The organism is Streptomyces sp. 8K308, from assembly GCF_004348315.1.
In the GTDB taxonomy this organism is placed as follows: Bacteria; Actinomycetota; Actinomycetes; order Streptomycetales; family Streptomycetaceae; genus Streptomyces.
Window position 1 is genome coordinate 1 of record NZ_SMKC01000563.1, and the last position, 2235, is coordinate 2235.

At 75.6% G+C, this 2235-nt stretch carries 2 protein-coding genes and 1 pseudogene; all 3 read left to right on the forward strand.

Going from position 1 to position 2235, the window contains the following annotated elements; all coding sequences use genetic code 11:
• A pseudogene (locus tag E1265_RS37620) lies at positions 1-320 on the forward strand (caspase family protein); the annotation flags it as partial.
• 120 nt (positions 321-440) lie between these two features.
• The gene (locus E1265_RS37625; RefSeq protein WP_165954010.1) at positions 441-617 is read left to right on the forward strand and encodes a hypothetical protein; all 177 of its coding nucleotides are present in this window, start codon (positions 441-443) and stop codon (positions 615-617) included.
• Positions 618-646: 29 nt separating this feature from the next.
• Positions 647-2235: HEXXH motif domain-containing protein (locus tag E1265_RS35685; protein ID WP_132935094.1), on the forward strand; the 1589-nt coding region annotated here is incomplete at its 3' end.

Consider the following 2235-nt stretch of genomic DNA (forward strand, 5'->3'; position numbering starts at 1 on the left):
CCCCACAACCCCGGGCCCCACGCCCGGCCGCGCCCACCGCCGCCATCGGCCCGCTGGTCGACGTGTTGCTCGACTACCCGTTGGCGGCCGACCCCGACCAACGCCAGACCCTGGTCCTCGGGCTGCCGCCGAAGACCGTGGCCCGCATGCGCCGGCATCCGCTGCCCCGCGCCGACCTCGTCGCCATCGTCACCGCCCTGCGCCGGCGCCCGGAAGAGCTCTGGGTGCTCTACGACGCCGTCACCGCGCTCGACGACGACGAGGAGCGCGCGGTCGCACTCGCAACCGCCATCGGGGAGTTCACCGGCCCACGCCCCTGATCGACTCACAGCTGACACGGGCTTCCCAGCATGCCTACGGTTCGTCATCATGGGAAGGGATCCGGGACGACCGGGTCCGTTTTCACGCCCCGCCAACCGAAGGTGAAGGGGGTCCACGGATTGAACGAGCCGGCGAGGGACGACGTCGCGTCCGACATGGCCGACCTGACGCGGGTCAGCCTCGACACGCTCCGCGAGCTCCCCGCCTCCGCGCGCCCTCGCCGCCTGCTCGACGAGGTGCGGCGCGGCAGGAGCAACGTCATGGGGGACACCAGCCCGCCGAGCAACGTCGCGTAACACCGACCGAGAGAGGCGGGAGAGCCGCGTTGGAGCAGCCCTATGAGCGGATGCGAATGCCGGGCCGCTGGTTCGATGAACTCGCCTCCGGGGGCGGCTCTCCCGAGGCCGTCGAGTTCCTGGTCAGGGCCGAGCGCAACCGCCGCCTGATCCTGCTCGCCGAGGTGCTCGACCGGGTCGAGGAACACCCCGGCGCGCTGGCCGGCCCCGACTCCGTCGGCGCCGCCTGGGGGCTGATCACGGAGGCTGCCGGGCACCGGCCGGCGGCCGTCGACGACCTGCTGCTCAGCCCGCAGACCGGCAGCTGGGCGGCCCACCTGCTGCGCCGCCTGCACGGCTCGGCCGGCGGGCCACCGCTCTGGGTCGACGCCGGCTACCTGCTGACCGTCTGCCTGGCCGCCCGCGCCCTGGCCGGCCTGGACGCCGACCTCACCGTCCCCGTACTCGACGGCGCGGTCGTGGTGCCCACGCTCGGCCTGGCCCGGCTCGAGAAGCCAGGGTCCGGGCCCGAGTTCGACACCGCCACGGCCCGGCTGCGCGGTACCCGGCTCGCCCTCACGCAGAGCGGCGGCCGCGCGGTGACGGTCACCCCGCTCAGCGAGCGCGAGACCGCGGACTGGCTCCCGCTGCGCCGCCTCGGCCCCACCACCTGGCTCGACGACGTCGACCCCTACCGCGACCTGGCCGAGCCGATACCGCCCGAGCGCCTGGAGGACGCCGAAGTCGACACCTGGCGGCGGCTGTTCGAGCGGGCCGCGACGATCCCCCGCCCGGCGCCAGCCGGCCCAGGGCGGTTGCGCGTCGCCGACATCCGCCGGATCGTCCCCTGGGCCGGCGCGTCGGGAGAGCAACGGGCCGGGGTGGTCAGCGCCACCACCGGCGACGCGTTCGGCTCCATGGTCGTCTCCCGGCCGCCCACCGGACTCGCCCTCGCCGAGGCCATGGTGCACGAGTTCCAACACAGCAAGCTCAGCGCGCTGCTGCACCTGTTCCCGCTGCTCGACGACGACCGGGCCGAGATCCACTACGCCCCCTGGCGCCCCGACCCGCGCCACCTCACCGGACTGCTGCACGGCGCCTACGCCTTCGTCGGCGTCACCGGCTTCTGGCGCGACCGGATGACCGAACCCTCCGTCGTCGACGGGGACCTCGCCGCCTTCCAGTTCGCCCTGCTGCGCACCCAGACGGGCCGCGTGGTGCGGGCCCTGCACGCCTCCGACCGGCTGACCCCCACCGGCCGCCGGCTGGTCGACGGCCTCGCCGGCACCCTCCGCGGCTGGCGGCGCGAGCCCGTGCCGCCGCCGATCGCCACCCGCGCCGCCGCGGCCGCCGTCAGCCACGCCGTTGAGTGGCGGCTGCGGAACCGCCTGGCGGCTGAGCCGGCCGGCTCCGACACCGCGCCGGTCGTCCGGCCCGTCGCTCCCGCGCCCTGGGTCGATGACCGGCTGCGCCTGTATCGGGAGCCGCCCGTTTCGCCGGTCACGCCCGACGAGTTCCTGGCCGCCGGCCGCCCCGCGCTCGCCGAGGCCGGCTACGCCGCCATGCTCCGCGCCAGCCCCGACGACCTTCACGCCCTCGCCGGCTGGCTGCTCGCCACCGCCACCGTCCACCCCCTGTC